Origin of the sequence: Streptomyces sp. NPDC048002 (assembly GCF_040653275.1) — a bacterium.
In the GTDB taxonomy this organism is placed as follows: Bacteria; Actinomycetota; Actinomycetes; order Streptomycetales; family Streptomycetaceae; genus Streptomyces.
On the sequence record NZ_JBEZNL010000010.1, the window covers coordinates 107,728 to 123,192 of the forward strand.

Here is a 15,465-nt window from a genome sequence, read left to right on the forward strand (position 1 = left end):
ACACGGCCCAACGGCCCGGCCCCTCCTGGCGAAGGGGCCGGGCCGCGCGTCAGCGCCTGCCCTTCTTCGGGTCCACCAGACCCGCGCGGCGCAGTGCGTCGGCCATCGCGCTGTTCGCCGGGGGCGGTGCCTGGCGCGAACCGCCGCCGGCCCCACCGCCACCGCCACCCCGGCTCTGCCGCTGCTGCGGCGGGCGCCCGCCGCCGCGCTGCTGCCGCCGCTCACCGCCGCCGGACTGGCCCTGGCCCTGCGCTGTCGCCTCGTCGTCCAGACGCAGCGTCAGCGAGATCCGCTTGCGCGGGATGTCGATGTCGAGCACCTTCACCTTGACGATGTCACCGGGCTTGACGACGTCCCGCGGGTCCTTGACGAAGGTCTTCGACATCGCGGAGACGTGCACCAGCCCGTCCTGGTGGACACCGACGTCCACGAACGCCCCGAACGCGGCCACATTGGTGACCACGCCCTCCAGCACCATCCCCGACGACAGGTCGGAGATCTTCTCGACGCCCTCCTTGAAGGTGGCCGTTTTGAAGGCGGGCCGCGGGTCGCGTCCGGGCTTCTCCAGTTCCCTCAGGATGTCCGACACGGTCGGCAGACCGAAGGTCTCGTCCACGAACTCCTGCGGCCTGAGCGACCGCAGCACCCCGGTGTTGCCGATCAGCGAGGCCACCTCCTGACCGGAGGTCTTCACCATCCGCCGCACCACCGGGTACGCCTCCGGGTGCACGCTGGAGGCGTCCAGCGGGTCGTCGCCGCCCCGGATCCGCAGGAAGCCCGCGCACTGCTCGTACGCCTTCGGGCCGAGCCTGGACACCTTCTTCAGCTCCGAGCGCGACTGGAACGGGCCGTTGGCGTCGCGGTGCGCCACGATGTTCTCGGCGAGGCCGGAGGTGATGCCGGAGACCCGGGAGAGCAGCGGCGCCGAGGCGGTGTTCACGTCGACGCCGACGCCGTTCACACAGTCCTCCACCACCGCGTCCAGCGACCGCGACAGCTTCACCTCGGACAGGTCGTGCTGGTACTGGCCGACGCCGATCGACTTCGGGTCGATCTTCACCAGTTCGGCCAGCGGGTCCTGGAGCCGGCGCGCGATGGACACGGCGCCGCGCAGCGACACGTCCATGTCGGGCAGCTCCTGCGAGGCGAACGCGGAGGCCGAGTACACGGAGGCGCCGGCCTCCGACACCATCACCTTGGTGAGCTTCAGCTCCGGGTGCTTGGCGACGAGTTCAGCGGCGAGCTTGTCGGTCTCGCGGGAGGCGGTGCCGTTGCCGATCGCGATCAGCTCGACCGCGTGCTCCCGCGCCAGCCGGGAGAGCTTCGCGATGGCCTCGTCCCACCGGTTGGCCGGGACGTGCGGGTGGATGACGTCGGTGGCGACGACCTTGCCGGTCGCGTCGACCACGGCGACCTTCACACCCGTGCGGAACCCCGGGTCCAGGCCCAGCGTCGCGCGTGTCCCGGCCGGCGCGGCGAGCAGCAGGTCCCGCAGGTTCGCCGCGAAGACGTTCACGGCCTCGTCCTCGGCGGCGGTCCGCAGCCGCAGCCGCAGATCGATGCCGAGGTGCACCAGGATCCGGGTGCGCCAGGCCCAGCGGACCGTGTCCTTCAGCCACTTGTCGCCCGGCCGGCCCCGGTCGGCGACACCGAACTTCGAGGCCACGATCCCCTCGTACGAGGACGGCCCGTCCGTCGGCTCCTCCGGCTCCAGGACCAGGTCGAGGACCTCCTCCTTCTCACCGCGCAGCATCGCCAGGATCCGGTGGGAGGGCAGCTCGGTGAACGGCTCGGCGAAGTCGAAGTAGTCGGCGAACTTGGCGCCGGCCTCCTCCTTGCCCTCGCGCACCTTGGCGGCCAGCCGCCCGCGCACCCACATCCGCTCCCGCAGCTCGCCGATCAGGTCGGCGTCCTCCGAGAACCGCTCGGTGAGGATGGCGCGCGCCCCGTCGAGGGCGGCCTGCGGGTCCGCGACGCCCTTGTCGGCGTCGACGAACGCGGCAGCGGCGGCGAGGGGATCCACCCCGGGATCGCCCAGCAGGCCCTCGGCGAGCGGTTCGAGGCCCGCCTCGCGCGCGATCTGCGCCTTGGTCCGCCGCTTGGGCTTGTAGGGCAGGTAGATGTCCTCCAGGCGCGCCTTGGTCTCCGCGCCGAGGATCTGCGCCCGCAGCTCGTCGGTGAGCTTGCCCTGCTCGCGCACCGACTCCAGGATCGCCGTCCGGCGCTCCTCCAGTTCCCGCAGGTAGCGCAGCCGCTCCTCGATCGTGCGCAGCTGCGCGTCGTCGAGCATCTCGGTCGCTTCCTTGCGGTAGCGGGCGATGAAGGGCACCGTCGAACCGCCGTCGAGCAGCTCCACGGCGGACCTCACCTGCCGCTCCCGTACGCCGAGCTCCTCGGCGATCCTGCCTTCGATGGACCCTGTTGCCATGGACCCGCTGGACCCGGGTGTCGTCACGATCCGGTACCGCCTTCTCACTGAGGTTGCGCGGCAATTGTGGCAGGTGGCACCGGCAGGCGGGGATCAGGGCGGGCCCGTGAGTCAGGCCCGCCGGCCGCGCGCGGTGCCGGACGCGCCGCCGAAGAGGCGGGCCAGGGCCCGGAACGGCAGCGTCACGACGGTGGCGATGGCGGAACCTATCTGGCGCAGAACGTCTGCGATGGCGCGGAACACTAGCTTCCCCTTTCGTCCCCGGCCGCTCCGGCCGGTTCGGTTCGGGTACCTCCCGAGCGCGCGATCATTCCTGCCGGGATCAGCCCTTGCCGATCAGGTCCGCCGGGAAGGCGCCCGCGGCCAGCGCCGTGCGCGCGAAACCCGAGCCGAGTTCCGTCAGCCGGGCCACACCGTCCGCGCCGAGGTGTGCGTACGGCGCCCGGTCCAGCCGGTCCGTGTCCGCCTCGACCGAGGCCCGCAGCGCCACGCCCTCCTCGGTGAGTTCACCGGAGTCGTCCAGCAGACCGCGTCCGCGCAGCCGCTCGCGGGCCGCCTCCCACTCCTCCTCGCTCCAGCCGCGCGTCATCAGCTGCCACTTCGGGGTGAAGCCCCGGCCGGTCGCGGTGTGCGTGACCAGTGCCTCCAGCCCGTCGAGACCGGCGGAGAGCAGCGCGGCGAGATGCCCGTCGCCCCGGTACTCGCGCAGCAGGGTCGCCGCGTGGAAGTACGCCATGTGCGGTTCCCCGGGAACCGGCAGGTCGGCGTGGGCCGCGAACAGCGGGCGCGCGTGCCGCTCGCAGACCTCGGTGGCCCGCAGCGCCAGCCGCGCCGCCTCGGCCATCTCCGCGGAGGCGAGGGCCTCCTCGCCCAGCAGCCGGCGCAGCATCGCGTCGACCGCCCGCGCGCGGGCCGCCAGCACCTGCTCGGGGGAGGCGGTCCGCCACACGGCGGGCACGTGCCGGGCGACGGCCTCGTACTTGTAGTTGTAGAAGGTCGCCGCGACCGTGCCCGGCCCGACGGCGCCGAGCGCGGCGGCCCGCACCGCGAAGTTCACGGCCTTGGGGTGGGTGATCCCCAGGGCGCCCGCCTCCGCGCCCAGCTCGGGCGCGAAGTAGTGCATGGAGTGCAGGGTGTTGAGCGCGTTGTGGCAGCGGCGGCCCGCGCGCGGGTCCAGGGCGGCTGTAGTCATGCCCGGCAGGTTACCGACCGCTTGGTATCCCAGGTCCAGGCGGGTGACGGCACAGGGCGGAAAAGGTGGGGAACTCGTCGTTGCGGACATCCGCCCGCCCGCGAAGAATCGTGTGCATGGCGCAGCGAACGGTTCTCCTGGTCCTCTTCGACGGTGTGCAGAGCCTCGACGTCACCGGCCCCCTGGAGGTCTTCACGGGGGCGGAGGCGCAGGTCCCGGGCACCTACCGGATCCGTACGGCCTCCCTGGACGGCGCGCCCGTCGTCACGTCGAGCGGCCTGCGGATCGCCCCGGACACCGCCCTGGACCCGGCCCCCGACGCACCCGCCCCGCACACCCTGGTGGTCCCGGGCGGCCAGGGCACCCGGAGCCCCGACCCCCGGCTGACGGACTGGCTGCGCGCGCACGGGCCGCGCGCCGAGCGCCTCGTCTCCGTCTGCACCGGCGCCCTCCTGCTCGCCCGGGCCGGCCTGCTCGACGGCCGCCGGGTGACCACCCACTGGGCGTACTGCGCCCGGCTCGCCCATGACCACCCGGAGCTGGAGGTCGACCCCGATCCCATCTACATCCGGGACGGCACCGTCGCCACCTCCGCCGGGGTCACCTCCGGCATCGACCTGGCGCTCGCCCTGGTCGAGGAGGACCTGGGCCGGGACGTCGCCCTGACCATCGCCCGCCATCTGGTGGTCTTCCTGCGCCGGCCGGGCAACCAGGCCCAGTTCAGCGCGCAGCTCGCCGCCCAGACCGCCCGGCGCGAGCCGCTCCGGGACGTTCAGCAGTGGATCACCGAGCACCCGGCCTCCGACCTGGGTGTCGACGCCCTCGCCGCACGGGCGGGACTCTCCGCGCGCCACTTCACCCGGGCCTTCCGCGCCGAGACCGGCACCACACCCGGCCGCTACGTGGACCGGGTCCGCCTCGAACACGCCCGGCGGCTGCTGGAGGACACCGCGGGCGGCGTCGAGGAGATCTCCCGCGCCAGCGGCTACGGCACACCCGAGGCCATGCGCCGCGCCTTCCTGAAGGCGCTCGGCGCGGCCCCCGCGGAGTACCGCCGCCGCTTCCGCCCCGCCCCCCTTGCCTGACTGCCCCGACCTGACCCGACCCGACCTTGACCGATCCGACCCGACCTTGACCGACCCGACCTGAGTTCGTCCGACCGACGAGAAGGGCTTCCCGATGCAGATCGCCATCGTCCTGTTCGACCGCTTCACCGCTCTCGACGCCGTCGGCCCCTACGAGACCCTCGGCCGCCTCCCGGACTCCGAGACCGTCTTCGTGGCCGAGCGGACCGGGCCCGTGCGCAACGAGACCGGGGACCTCGCGCTCACCGCCGACCGCACCCTGGCCGAGGTGCCGCACCCGGACATCGTGGTGGTGCCCGGCGGCCCCGGACAGACCGCGCAGATGGAGAACCCCGCGCTGCTGGACTGGCTGCGCGCCGCCGACGCCACCAGCGCCTGGACGACGTCCGTGTGCACCGGCTCCCTGCTGCTGGCCGCCGCCGGACTGCTCCGGGGGCGGCGGGCGACCTCCCACTGGCTCGCCCTGGACTTCCTGCCCCGGTTCGGCGCGGAGCCCACGGGGGAGCGGGTCGTCACCGACGGCAAGTACGTCACCGCCGCCGGGGTCTCCTCCGGCATCGACATGGGCCTGACCCTGCTGGGCCGCATCGCGGGCGACGATCACGCGCGGGCGGTGCAACTGCTGACCGAGTACGACCCGCAGCCGCCCTACGACGCCGGTTCGCCCGACAAGGCGCCCGCGCACCTGGTCGAGGAGTTCCGCGCCGGCAGCCGGTTCATCCTGACGTAGGCACGTTCCAGGTGAACTCCGGCCGGCGGCGCTGGAGGAAGGCGGTGACCCCCTCGGCGAGGTCGCCGCTGGCGAGGGCCTGCTCCCTCCAGTGCTCGTCCCGGTCCCGTCGGCCGTCGGCGAACTCCTTGGCCGCGGCCTGGGTCAGCCGGGAACGGCTCACCAGCGTGCGGGTGAACTCCACGACCCGCTTGTCCAGTTCGCCCGCGGGCAGCACCTCGTCGACCAGGCCCGTGCGCAGGGCGCGCGCCGAGTCGATCAACTCGCCGGAGAAGAGCAGGTACTTGGTGGCGGAAGGGCCGGTCAGCGCCACCAGCCGGCGGGTCGAGGAGGCCGCGTACACCACGCCCAGGTTGGCCGGGGTCACCCCGAACAGCGCGCCCTCCTCGGCGAACCGCAGATCGCAGGCGGCCGCCAACTGGGTGCCGCCGCCCACGCAGTGCCCGCGTACGGCGGCCAGGGTCGGCTTGGGGAAGGCGGCGAGCGCGTCCTCGGCCCGCCGGGCGAGGAGCTGCGCCTGCTCGGGGTCGTCCCGCAGCGCGGAGATGTCGGCGCCCGCGCAGAAGGTCGCGCCGGATCCGGTCAGCACCAGGGCCCGTACCCGGGGGTCGGCCGCGAGCGTGTCGAGCAGCGGCGGCAGCGCCGCCCACATCGCCGACGTCATCGCGTTGCGCTTCTCGGGGTGGTGGACGACGACGGTGGCCACCGAGTCGGCGACGCCGTGCAGCAACTGCGGCTCCATGCGCCGGATGCTATCCGCAGGGCCGCGCGCCGCCGCGGGCGGGCCGGGCCGCCAAACCCGTACAACCCGAATAGTTCGTAAAGTCGGCACAGGTGGGACAGGAGCGGTCCCCCATCTGACGACGTCATACGCTCCCGGTCGGAAAGCGCTCGAAAAGCGCACACTTCTGCTCAGTTCCCTGGGCCGGAGCGGCTCGTTACCAACACTCGACGCGTGGTGACAATCGAGCGCAAGGGTGGCGACCGGACGATGGACGATCCCGGGCGCGGGCCCGCCCCACGCCCAACCGACGACCCACTGCCCTACGAGGGAGTGTGGCGGTTCACCGCCTCGGCCGTCGACGCGTCCGTCCCGCAGGCGCGGCACGCCGTACGGGACCTGCTGTACCGCCAGGGAGTTCCGCTGACCGACGACCGGCTGCACGGCCTGCTGCTGATCGTCTCGGAGCTGGTGACCAACGCCGTCCGGCACGCGGCGCTGCTGTCGCCGATGCTCGCCGTGGAGGTCGCCGTCGGCGCCGAGTGGGTGCGGGTGTCCGTGGAGGACAACCACCCCTACCGCCCCACCGCCCTGGAGGCCGACCACGGGCAGACCGGCGGCCGGGGGCTGCTGCTGGTGCGTGAGGTGACCCGGGAGGCGGGCGGGGTGTGCGACGTCGAGCACACCGCGAGCGGCGGCAAGGTGATCTGGGCCGCCCTGCCGCTCACCCCCGCACACGTCCTATAGGGCGTGTTTTGAAAGTCCCGCCTGCCCCGCGGCGCCTGGCACGCACGCTCGCCGCGTTGCCGAAACGCCCGAATAGCTCCGCTATTAGGGCGCTCCGGCGCCTTGCGATCGCACGCACCAGACGCCGCGGGGCCCACCCTTCGGGCGGACGACGGGACTTTCAAAACACGCCCTAGACGCCGCTGGGCGCCTCTGGACGCGGTACGCCAGGCGGCTCACCAGCCGGCCGACGGGCCCGTCAGCTCGCGCACCGCGGGGCGGGCCGCGTCCAGCACGGTCATGAACCAGGACGAGAAGGTCTCCTTGGCGTGCCGCTCCGCCAGTTCCTCGGGCGTCACGAAGGCGGTGTCGCCGACCTCCTCCGGGTCCGGCCGCGGAGCGGACTGCACCATGCCCACGAAGAGATGGTTGTACTCCTGCTCCACCAGGCCCGAGTCCGGGTCCGGGTGGTTGTAGCGGACCGTGCCCGCCTCGGCCATCAGCGACGGGGAGACCCCGAGCTCCTCGAAGGTCCGCCGGGCCGCCGCGGCGAAGGGCGCCTCACCCGGGTACGGGTGGCCGCAGCAGGTGTTGGACCACACACCGGGGGAGTGGTACTTGCCGAGCGCGCGCTGCTGGAGCAGCAGCCGGCCCCGCTCGTCGAAGAGGAACACGGAGAAGGCGCGGTGCAGCAGGCCCGGCGGCTGGTGGGCGGCGAGCTTCTCCGCGGTGCCGATCGTCACACCGTTCTCGTCGACCAGTTCGAGCAAAATCTCCTCTGCGGTGCCGGTTGACGGAGTGTGCGTCGCGGCGGCAGGTGTGATCGGCATACCCATCCTTCACATCGTTCTTGCGCCCCAAGTGTGCCGCACGAATCCGGCACTCCCGGCAGTTGATCGTGCCCGGCGCGGCGACGGCGGAACCCTGACGGCGTCCGGCTACGGGAGTGAGGACGCGCCCGCGCGCCGGACGGCTGCGCTCCGGCGCGACCCCGTCAGTGGCACAACCGCGCCTCGTGCTCGGCGTGCCCGCCGGGCTCCAGCTGGAAGGTGCAGTGCTCGACGTCGAAGTGGTCGCCGAGGCAGCCCTGGAGTTCGTGGAGCATCTTCTCGTGCCCTATGGCGTTGAGCGCCTCCGAGGTGACCACCACGTGCGCGGAGAGCACCGGCATCCCGGAGGTGATGGTCCAGGCGTGCAGATCGTGGACGTCCTCGACGCCGTCCAGCGCCAGGATGTGGGCCCGTACCTCGGTCATGTCGACGTCCTTGGGGGCCGCCTCCAGCAGCACGTCGAGGGTCTCGCGCAGCAGCTTCACGGTGCGCGGCACGATCATCAGGCCGATGACGAGCGAGGCGATCGGGTCGGCGGCCTCCCAGCCGGTGGTGAGGATCACGACCGCGGAGATCAGCACCGCCACCGAGCCCAGCGCGTCCGCCGCCACCTCCAGGAACGCGCCCCGCACGTTCAGGCTCTCCTTCTGGCCGCGCATCAGGAGCGTGAGCGAGATCATGTTCGCGACCAGGCCGATCGCGCCGAACACCAGGGTCAGCCCGCCCTCGGTGCCGGCGGGGGTGACGAACCGCTGGATCGCCTCGTACAGCACATAGCCGCCGACGCAGAGCAGCAGCAGACAGTTGGCGAGCGCGGCGAGGATCTCGGCGCGGGCGTAGCCGAAGGTGCGGTTGCCGGTCGCCGGCCGGCTCGCGAAGCCGATCGCCAGCAGGGCCATGCCGAGCCCCACCGCGTCGGTCGCCATGTGGGCCGCGTCCGCGACCAGCGCGAGCGAGTCGGCGACCACACCGCCGACGATCTCCACCACCATGACGGTGAGCGTGATGGCCAGGGCGACGCGCAGTCGGCCGCGGTACGCCGCGGTCGCGGTGCCGCCGCCGTGACCGCCGTGCGCGTGACCGTGATCGTGCCCAGCCCCCATGGAAAGCCGCCTCCTGTCATCGCTTCCGGGATCACAGTGAACTACGGGTGGGGGGTATCGGGCAACGCGGCACTGAACACCGTTGTCATATGCCCTGACCTGCGGAAACGATCCGCAGGTCAGGGCGCCGGGCGGTCAGCTGCCGTGGTGCAGGCGCCAGCCGAGCCACGCCGACTCGACCATCTCGCGCACCGGGCGGGAGGCGGTCCAGCCGAGCTCCCGCCCGGCCAGGGCGGCCGAGGCCACGGCCCGCGGCGCGTCACCGGGCCGGCGGCCCTCCACGACCGGCCGCCGGGTGTCGCCGGTGACCTCGCCGATGACGTCGATCAGCTCCCGCACCGAGACCCCCTCGCCCCGGCCGATGTTCAGGGTCAGGTCGCCGTCCAGGTCCCCGAGCCGGCGGGCGGCCGCGAGATGCGCCTCGGCGAGGTCGGCGACGTGGATGTAGTCGCGGATGCAGGTGCCGTCCGGTGTCGGGTAGTCGTCGCCGAAGATCCGCGGGGCCTCGCCCCGGGTGAGCCGGTCGAAGACCATGGGGACGATGTTGAACACACCCGTGTCGGCCAGCTCGGGCGCGGCCGCTCCGGCCACGTTGAAGTAGCGCAGGCAGACGGTGGAGATGCCGTGCGCCTGCCCGGCGGCCCGCACCAGCCACTCGCCGGTGAGCTTGGTCTGGCCGTAGGGGTTCACCGGCGCGCAGGGGGTGTCCTCGGTGATGAGGTCCGCATCGGGGTTGCCGTAGACCGCGGCCGAGGAGGAGAACACCAGTCTGCGCACCCCGGCCTCCGCCATCGCGTCCAGGAGCGTGGCGAGACCGCCGACGTTCTCCCGGTAGTAGTGGGTGGGCCGGGCCACGGACTCGGCGACCTGCTTGCGCGCCGCGAGGTGCACCACACCCGTCACCCCGTGCTCGGCCAGGACGCTCTTGAGCCGGTCGCCGTCCAGGGACGACCCCTGGACCAGCGGCACCCCGGCGGGAAGCCGCGCCGGCACGCCCGCGGAGAGGTCGTCCAGCGCCAGCACCCGTTCTCCGGCATCGGCCATGGCGCGGGCCACGTGCGCCCCTATGTATCCGGCCCCACCTGTGATCAGCCAAGTCATGGTCACCCACCCTATGCGCAGCCCTCCGAGGCGAAGGAAATGTGCCGTATGCCCGCTCTGGTGACGCGGTTTGTGGGCCGGGCCCCGTTTAGCTGATGATGATCGCGGAAACGGCGCGGGCCAACTGCGCCGATCGGGCCGTGAAACAGGCGGTGAACGCCGCGTTCCCGGTATCCGATAGCCTCTGCCGACATGCCGCCCGGGGTGTCACGGACCAGGGGCGTCCCCACGTGTCAACGACCGACGCCAGCGCGTCGGCACCCAGGGAGTGAGTTCGGTTGTCGACCGCCATCCTCACCGGTCAGCCGGTGCCCGGATCGCCGATCGAGGGCGAGCTGCGCTCCCTCGGCTTCGACGTCCGGACCGCCGCCGACGCCGCGGAGGCCGAGACCCTGCTGGCCGCCGTGGACAGCGGGCAGCGGGTCGCCGTGGTCGACGCCCGCTTCGTCGGCCATGTCCACGCGCTGCGCCTCGGCCTCACCGACCCCCGCTTCCCGCTCGCCGCGATCCCCGGCGCCGTGACGGCCCAGCCCGCCGCCCGCCAGGCCCTCACCCGCGCGCTGGCCCGGGAGACCTCCGGCACCGGCAGCACCCTCGTGGACAGCCTCGCCGACCGGCTCGTGGAGGGCCTCGACACCGAGGTGCACCGGCCCGAACTGGGCAGCCTGGTCGCCGAGGTCCCCACCGACCCGCAGACCCGCAACGAGGCACGGCAGGCCGTCGCCGCCGTCGACGACGAGGCCGTACGCCTGAAGTCCGCGGTGAAGGCCCGCGACGGCTTCTTCACGACCTACTGCATCAGCCCCTACTCGCGCTACCTCGCGCGCTGGTGCGCCCGCCGCGGCCTCACCCCGAACCAGGTCACCACCGCCTCCCTGCTCACCGCGCTCGTCGCGGCGGGCTGCGCGGCCACCGGCACCCGCGGCGGCTTCGTCGCGGCCGGACTGCTGCTGCTCTTCTCCTTCGTGCTGGACTGCACCGACGGCCAGCTCGCCCGCTACTCCCTCCAGTACTCCACCCTCGGCGCCTGGCTCGACGCCACCTTCGACCGCGCCAAGGAGTACGCCTACTACGCCGGCCTCGCGCTCGGCGCGGCCCGCGGCGGCGACGACGTCTGGGCCCTCGCCCTGGGCGCGATGGTCCTCCAGACCTGCCGCCATGTCGTGGACTTCTCCTTCCACGAGGCGCACGTCGTAGGCACTGACGCGACCGCCAACACCAGCCCCACCGCCGCCCTCTCCGACAAGCTGGACAGCGTCGGCTGGACGGTCTGGGTGCGCCGCATGATCGTGCTGCCGATCGGTGAACGCTGGGCGATGATCGCGGTCCTCACCGCCCTCACCACCCCCCGCATCACCTTCTACGCGCTCCTCGTCGGCTGCGCCTTCGCGGCGACGTACACCACGGCCGGCCGGGTGCTGCGGTCCCTGACCCGCAAGGCCCCCCGCACCGACCGGGCCGCTGAGGCCCTCGCCGACCTCGCGGACTCCGGCCCGCTCGCCCAGAACCTCGCCCGGGCCCTGGGGAGCACCGCCCGCAGGCTGCCCGGCTTCGCGGCCCCGGCCCTCGCCCTGCTCGGCGGCGCGGTGCTGGTCGCCACCGCCGCCCTCACCGACTTCGGCGGCCCCTGGCCGGTGCTGGCCGCCCTCCTCTACACGGCGACCTCGGCCCTGGCCGTGGCCCGCCCGCTCAGGGGCGCCCTCGACTGGCTGGTCCCGCCGTTCTTCCGGGCCGCCGAATACGGCACCGTGCTGGCCCTCGCCGCCAACGCGGAGGTGAACGGAGCCCTTCCTGCGGCTTTCGGCCTGGTGGCCGCCGTCGCCTACCATCACTACGACACGGTGTACCGCATCCGCGGTGACGCCGGAGCGCCCCCGGCCTGGCTGGTGCGCGTCATCGGGGGGCACGAAGGACGGACGCTGCTCGTCACCGTCCTGGCCGCGGTGCTCACCGCCTCGCAGTTCAAGGCCGCGCTCACGGTGCTCGCCGTGGCCGTCGCCCTCGTGGTGCTCGTCGAGAGCATCCGCTTCTGGGTCTCCGCTGGAGCCCCTGCCGTACACGATGAAGGAGAAACCGCATGATCGGCCTCGTGCTCGCGGCCGGCGCCGGACGGCGTCTGCGCCCCTACACCGACAGCCTTCCCAAGGCTCTGGTGCCGGTGGGCCCCGCGGGCATAGAGGGCGAGCCCACGGTGCTCGACCTGACCCTCGCGAACTTCGCCGAGATCGGCCTGACCGAGGTCGGGATCATCGTCGGCTACCGCAAGGAAGCCGTGTACGAGCGCCGGGAGGCGCTGGAGGCGAAGTACGGCCTCAAACTCACCCTCATCGACAACGACAAGGCCGAGGAGTGGAACAACGCCTACTCCCTGTGGTGCGGCCGTGACGCCCTCAAGGACGGCGTGATCCTCGCCAACGGCGACACCGTCCACCCGGTCTCCGTCGAGCGGACCCTGCTCGCGGCCCGCGGCGAGGGCAAGCGGATCATCCTCGCCCTGGACACCGTGAAGTCCCTCGCGGACGAGGAGATGAAGGTCGTCGTCGACCCCGACAAGGGCGTCACGAGGATCACCAAGCTGATGGACCCCGCCGAGGCCACCGGTGAGTACATCGGCGTCACCCTGATCGAGGGCGCCGCCGCCCCGGAGCTGGCCGACGCGCTGAAGACGGTCTGGGAGACCGACCCGCAGCAGTTCTACGAGCACGGCTACCAGGAGCTCGTGAACCGCGGCTTCAGGATCGACACCGCGCCGATCGGTGACGTCGACTGGGTGGAGATCGACAACCACGACGATCTCGCCCGGGGACGGGAGATCGCATGCCGGTACTGACCAGGCTGATCCCCTCGCCGGTCGTCGTGGACATCCGCCCGGGTGCCCTCGACGACCTGGGCTGCGTGCTCGCCGACGAGCGCGTCTCGCACTCCGGCAAGCTCGCCGTCGCCGTCAGCGGCGGCTCGGGCGCCCGGCTGCGCGAGCGGCTCGCCCCCTCACTGCCCGGCGCCTCCTGGTACGAGGTCGGCGGCGGCACCCTCGACGACGCGGTCCGGCTGGCCGGCGACATAAAGGCCGGCCACTACGACGCCGTCGTGGGCCTCGGCGGCGGGAAGATCATCGACTGCGCCAAGTTCGCCGCGGCACGGGTCGGCCTCCCTCTGGTCGCCGTGCCCACGAACCTCGCGCACGACGGTCTCTGCTCGCCCGTCGCCACCCTCGACAACGACGCGGGCCGCGGCTCCTACGGCGTGCCCAACCCGATCGCGGTCGTCATCGACCTCGACGTCATCCGCGAGGCCCCGGTGCGCTTCGTGCGCGCCGGGATCGGGGACGCCGTCTCCAACATCTCCGCCATCGCGGACTGGGAGCTGGCCAACCGGGTCAAGGGCGAGAAGATCGACGGCCTGGCCGCCGCCATCGCCCGGCAGGCCGGCGAGGCCGTGCTCCGGCACCCGGGCGGCATCGGCGACACCGACTTCCTCCAGGTGCTCGCCGAGGCGCTCGTGCTCAGCGGCATCGCGATGTCGGTGTCGGGCGACTCCCGCCCCTCCTCCGGCGCCTGCCACGAGATCAACCACGCGTTCGACCTGCTCTACCCCAGGCGTGCCGCCGCCCACGGCGAGCAGTGCGGACTGGGCGCGGCCTTCGCGATGTACCTGCGCGGGGCCCATGAGGAATCCGCCCACATGGCCGAGGTGCTGCGGCGGCACGGACTTCCGGTGCTGCCGGAGGAGATCGGCTTCACCCCGGACGAATTCGTCCGCGCGGTGGAGTTCGCTCCGCAGACCCGCCCCGGCCGCTACACGATCCTCGAACACCTCGACCTGACAACCGACCAGATCAAGGACATCTACGCCGACTATGTCAAGGCCATCAGTAGCTGAACTCCGTCCGGTCGTTCACCCCGCGGGGGTGAAGGACCGGCGCAGCGGTGAGCACTGGATGGGACGCCTCTACATGCGTGAGGTGTCCCTGCGGGTCGACCGCTACCTGGTGAACACCAGGGTCACGCCCAACCAGCTCACGTACCTGATGACCGTCTTCGGCGTCCTGGCGGCCCCGGCACTGCTCGTGCCGGGGATCTGGGGCGCCGTGCTCGGCGTGGTCTGCGTCCAGATGTACCTGCTGCTCGACTGCGTGGACGGCGAGATCGCCCGCTGGAAGAAGCAGTACTCGCTCAACGGCGTCTACCTCGACCGGGTCGGCGCCTACCTCACCGACGCCGCCGTCCTGGTCGGCTTCGGACTGCGCGCCGCCGACCTGTGGGGCAGCGGCCGCATCGACTGGCTGTGGGCCTTCCTCGGCACCCTGGCCGCCCTCGGCGCCATCCTGATCAAGGCCGAGACCGACCTGGTCGGCGTCGCCCGGCACCAGGCCGGCAAGCCGCCGGTCCAGGAGTCCGCCTCCGAGATGCGCTCCTCGGGCATGGCCCTGGCCCGCAGGGCCGCCGCCATGCTCAAGTTCCACCGGCTGATCCTCGGCATCGAGGCCTCGCTGCTGATCCTGGCGCTGGCCGTCGTCGACCAGGTCCGCGGCGACCTGTTCTTCACGCGCCTCGGCGTGGCCGTGCTCGCCGGCATCGCGCTGCTCCAGACGCTGCTGCACCTGGTGTCGATCCTCGCGTCGAGCAGGCTCAAGTGAGCACGCCCATGAAGGTCGGCGCGGTGATCATCACCATGGGCAACCGCCCCGACGAGCTGCGCGCCCTGCTCGAATCGGTCGCCAAGCAGGACGGCGACCGCGTCGAGGTGGTCGTGGTCGGCAACGGCTCGCCCGTCCCGGACGTCACCGAGTTCCCGGCCGTCCGCACCGTCGAGCTGCCCGAGAACCTCGGCATCCCCGGCGGCCGCAACGTCGGCATCGAGGCCTTCGGCCCCGGCGGCCGCGATGTCGACATATTGCTCTTCCTGGACGACGACGGGCTCCTCGCCCGGCACGACACCGCCGAGCTCTGCCGCGAGGCCTTCGCCGCCGACCCCCGGCTCGGCATCATCAGCTTCCGCATCGCCGACCCGGAGACCGGTGTCACCCAGCGCCGCCACGTCCCCCGGCTGCGCGCCAAGGACCCGATGCGCTCCTCCCGGGTCACCACCTTCCTCGGCGGCGCCAACGCGGTGCGCACCGAGGTCCTCGTCGAGGTCGGCGGGCTGCCGGACGAGTTCTTCTACGCGCACGAGGAGACCGACCTGGCCTGGCGGGCGCTCGACGCCGGCTGGATGATCGACTACCGGTCCGACATGGTGCTGTACCACCCCACCACCGCCCCCTCCCGGCACGCGGTCTACCACCGCATGGTGGCCCGCAACCGGGTCTGGCTCGCCCGCCGCAACCTCCCCGCGCCCCTGGTCCCCGTCTACCTGGGCGTCTGGATGCTGCTCACCCTGCTGCGCCGCCCCTCCCGGCCCGCCCTCAGGGCATGGTTCGGCGGTTTCCGGGAAGGCTGGACGAGCCCGTGCGGACCCCGCCGGCCCATGAAGTGGCGTACGGTGTGGCGGCTGACCCGGCTGGGCCGTCCTCCTGTGATCTGACAAGCTGCACCCAGCACACAGGGGGC

Annotated in this window: 15 protein-coding genes; 8 read left to right on the forward strand and 7 right to left on the reverse strand. The window is 72.6% G+C overall.

Annotated elements, in window-relative coordinates; genetic code table 11:
* Positions 1–49: 49 nt before the first annotated feature.
* The 3 genes from AB0E07_RS15770 to AB0E07_RS15780 all read right to left on the reverse strand — a co-directional run bounded on the left by AB0E07_RS15770 (position 50) and on the right by AB0E07_RS15780 (position 3,620).
* The gene (locus AB0E07_RS15770) at positions 50–2,428 is read right to left on the reverse strand and encodes a Tex family protein (protein WP_362251064.1); all 2,379 of its coding nucleotides are present in this window, start codon (positions 2,426–2,428) and stop codon (positions 50–52) included.
* A gap of 111 nt (positions 2,429–2,539) precedes the next feature.
* Positions 2,540–2,671: an LPFR motif small protein gene (locus AB0E07_RS15775; RefSeq protein ID WP_362251067.1), complete on the reverse strand. Its 132-nt coding sequence runs from the start codon at positions 2,669–2,671 to the stop codon at positions 2,540–2,542.
* 79 nt (positions 2,672–2,750) lie between these two features.
* Complete coding sequence (locus AB0E07_RS15780) at positions 2,751–3,620, reverse strand: hypothetical protein (RefSeq protein ID WP_362251070.1); 870 nt, start codon at positions 3,618–3,620, stop codon at positions 2,751–2,753.
* A gap of 116 nt (positions 3,621–3,736) precedes the next feature.
* On the opposite strand from AB0E07_RS15780, the gene AB0E07_RS15785 reads away from it, so the two are divergent.
* Positions 3,737–4,705, forward strand: coding sequence for a DJ-1/PfpI family protein (locus tag AB0E07_RS15785; RefSeq protein ID WP_362251073.1), 969 nt, complete (start codon positions 3,737–3,739; stop codon positions 4,703–4,705).
* Between the two features lie 94 nt (positions 4,706–4,799).
* Positions 4,800–5,435, forward strand: a complete 636-nt coding sequence (locus AB0E07_RS15790; protein WP_362251076.1) for a DJ-1/PfpI family protein — start codon at positions 4,800–4,802, stop codon at positions 5,433–5,435.
* On the opposite strand, the gene AB0E07_RS15795 is transcribed toward AB0E07_RS15790, so the two are convergent.
* Positions 5,422–6,177 (reverse strand): enoyl-CoA hydratase-related protein, encoded by a 756-nt coding sequence (locus AB0E07_RS15795; RefSeq protein ID WP_362251079.1) that lies wholly within the window; start codon positions 6,175–6,177, stop codon positions 5,422–5,424. The two genes, AB0E07_RS15790 and AB0E07_RS15795, sit on opposite strands and share 14 nt — an antisense overlap.
* 249 nt (positions 6,178–6,426) lie before the next feature.
* Here AB0E07_RS15795 and AB0E07_RS15800 point away from each other — a divergent pair, with 249 nt between their 5' ends.
* Positions 6,427–6,903: an ATP-binding protein gene (locus AB0E07_RS15800; protein WP_362251392.1), complete on the forward strand. Its 477-nt coding sequence runs from the start codon at positions 6,427–6,429 to the stop codon at positions 6,901–6,903.
* A 215-nt stretch (positions 6,904–7,118) separates the two neighbouring features.
* Here AB0E07_RS15800 and idi read toward each other — a convergent pair whose 3' ends face one another.
* The 3 genes from idi to galE all read right to left on the reverse strand — a co-directional run bounded on the left by idi (position 7,119) and on the right by galE (position 9,916).
* The gene (idi, locus tag AB0E07_RS15805; protein ID WP_362251081.1) at positions 7,119–7,712 is read right to left on the reverse strand and encodes an isopentenyl-diphosphate Delta-isomerase; all 594 of its coding nucleotides are present in this window, start codon (positions 7,710–7,712) and stop codon (positions 7,119–7,121) included.
* 164 nt (positions 7,713–7,876) lie between these two features.
* Positions 7,877–8,815 (reverse strand): cation diffusion facilitator family transporter, encoded by a 939-nt coding sequence (locus tag AB0E07_RS15810; protein ID WP_362251084.1) that lies wholly within the window; start codon positions 8,813–8,815, stop codon positions 7,877–7,879.
* A gap of 135 nt (positions 8,816–8,950) precedes the next feature.
* The gene (gene galE / locus AB0E07_RS15815; protein ID WP_362251087.1) at positions 8,951–9,916 is read right to left on the reverse strand and encodes a UDP-glucose 4-epimerase GalE; all 966 of its coding nucleotides are present in this window, start codon (positions 9,914–9,916) and stop codon (positions 8,951–8,953) included.
* A gap of 278 nt (positions 9,917–10,194) precedes the next feature.
* On the opposite strand from galE, the gene AB0E07_RS15820 reads away from it, so the two are divergent.
* From AB0E07_RS15820 to AB0E07_RS15840, 5 genes are read left to right on the forward strand one after another with little or no spacing between them, the layout of a single operon-like run.
* The gene (locus AB0E07_RS15820) at positions 10,195–11,997 is read left to right on the forward strand and encodes a DUF5941 domain-containing protein (RefSeq protein ID WP_362251092.1); all 1,803 of its coding nucleotides are present in this window, start codon (positions 10,195–10,197) and stop codon (positions 11,995–11,997) included.
* On the forward strand, positions 11,994–12,746 hold the full coding sequence (locus tag AB0E07_RS15825) for a phosphocholine cytidylyltransferase family protein (protein WP_362251095.1): 753 nt from the start codon (positions 11,994–11,996) through the stop codon (positions 12,744–12,746). The genes AB0E07_RS15820 and AB0E07_RS15825 overlap by 4 nt, the downstream gene beginning before the upstream one ends.
* On the forward strand, positions 12,734–13,795 hold the full coding sequence (locus AB0E07_RS15830; RefSeq protein WP_362251098.1) for an iron-containing alcohol dehydrogenase family protein: 1,062 nt from the start codon (positions 12,734–12,736) through the stop codon (positions 13,793–13,795). The genes AB0E07_RS15825 and AB0E07_RS15830 overlap by 13 nt, the downstream gene beginning before the upstream one ends.
* Positions 13,773–14,552 (forward strand): CDP-alcohol phosphatidyltransferase family protein, encoded by a 780-nt coding sequence (locus AB0E07_RS15835; protein WP_362251101.1) that lies wholly within the window; start codon positions 13,773–13,775, stop codon positions 14,550–14,552. The genes AB0E07_RS15830 and AB0E07_RS15835 overlap by 23 nt, the downstream gene beginning before the upstream one ends.
* A gap of 8 nt (positions 14,553–14,560) precedes the next feature.
* The gene (locus AB0E07_RS15840) at positions 14,561–15,439 is read left to right on the forward strand and encodes a glycosyltransferase (RefSeq protein WP_362251394.1); all 879 of its coding nucleotides are present in this window, start codon (positions 14,561–14,563) and stop codon (positions 15,437–15,439) included.
* Positions 15,440–15,465 lie beyond the last annotated feature (26 nt).

Bases quoted from the DNA above. Each gene is read 5' to 3' on its own strand.
- AB0E07_RS15770 (WP_362251064.1), bottom strand. From the start codon at position 2,428: ATGGCAACAGGGTCCATCGAAGGCAGGATCGCCGAGGAGCTCGGCGTA.
- AB0E07_RS15780 (WP_362251070.1), bottom strand. From the start codon at position 3,620: ATGACTACAGCCGCCCTGGACCCGCGCGCGGGCCGCCGCTGCCACAAC.
- AB0E07_RS15785 (WP_362251073.1), top strand. From the start codon at position 3,737: ATGGCGCAGCGAACGGTTCTCCTGGTCCTCTTCGACGGTGTGCAGAGC.
- AB0E07_RS15790 (WP_362251076.1), top strand. From the start codon at position 4,800: ATGCAGATCGCCATCGTCCTGTTCGACCGCTTCACCGCTCTCGACGCC.
- AB0E07_RS15795 (WP_362251079.1), bottom strand. From the start codon at position 6,177: ATGGAGCCGCAGTTGCTGCACGGCGTCGCCGACTCGGTGGCCACCGTC.
- AB0E07_RS15800 (WP_362251392.1), top strand. From the start codon at position 6,427: ATGGACGATCCCGGGCGCGGGCCCGCCCCACGCCCAACCGACGACCCA.
- idi (WP_362251081.1), bottom strand. From the start codon at position 7,712: ATGCCGATCACACCTGCCGCCGCGACGCACACTCCGTCAACCGGCACC.
- AB0E07_RS15810 (WP_362251084.1), bottom strand. From the start codon at position 8,815: ATGGGGGCTGGGCACGATCACGGTCACGCGCACGGCGGTCACGGCGGC.
- galE (WP_362251087.1), bottom strand. From the start codon at position 9,916: ATGACTTGGCTGATCACAGGTGGGGCCGGATACATAGGGGCGCACGTG.
- AB0E07_RS15825 (WP_362251095.1), top strand. From the start codon at position 11,994: ATGATCGGCCTCGTGCTCGCGGCCGGCGCCGGACGGCGTCTGCGCCCC.
- AB0E07_RS15830 (WP_362251098.1), top strand. From the start codon at position 12,734: ATGCCGGTACTGACCAGGCTGATCCCCTCGCCGGTCGTCGTGGACATC.
- AB0E07_RS15835 (WP_362251101.1), top strand. From the start codon at position 13,773: ATGTCAAGGCCATCAGTAGCTGAACTCCGTCCGGTCGTTCACCCCGCG.
- AB0E07_RS15840 (WP_362251394.1), top strand. From the start codon at position 14,561: ATGAAGGTCGGCGCGGTGATCATCACCATGGGCAACCGCCCCGACGAG.